This is a genomic window from Rhizobium sp. 18055 (assembly GCF_902706285.1).
In the GTDB taxonomy this organism is placed as follows: Bacteria; Pseudomonadota; Alphaproteobacteria; order Rhizobiales; family Rhizobiaceae; genus Rhizobium.
Genome location: NZ_CACSKD010000370.1, coordinates 1 through 418 on the forward strand (window position 1 = coordinate 1; position 418 = coordinate 418).

Consider the following 418-nt stretch of genomic DNA (forward strand, 5'->3'; position numbering starts at 1 on the left):
AGATAGGTCGAGCCCGGATGCGCGAGGCGGGCCGCGAGGTTGAGCGCCGAGGCCTGGATGCGGCGGGCGTTGTGGATCAGCTGGATCCGTGGATCCTTATCGCTGAGCGCCTGGACGATGGCGCAGGTCGCGTCGCTGCTGCCGCCATCCATCACCAGTAATTCACACGCGAGCGACCCTGAGGCCGGCATCACCGGGCGGATCGCCTCGGCGATGTGCTGGGCCTCGTTCAGGGCCGGCATGGCGATCGTCACCAACGGGATGCTCGCGCCGTCCGAGCCATCGACCGAAGCGTCCTTCATGGCGGTTCTCCTGAGACCCGAGCCCGATCTTGCGCCGGACCCGCGGTGGCCCCGTTCCGGAGGAAGCCCAGCGCCTCGGTGAGGACGGCTCGTTCGCCCGGCACGCGTGTCCGGGC

Annotated in this window: 1 protein-coding gene; it reads right to left on the minus strand. The window is 69.6% G+C overall.

Features of this window, described 5'->3' with window-relative positions:
* Positions 1–302: glycosyltransferase (locus GVL52_RS29555; protein ID WP_160012772.1), on the minus strand; the 302-nt coding region annotated here is incomplete at its 3' end.
* Between the last annotated feature and the right edge of the window lie 116 nt (positions 303–418).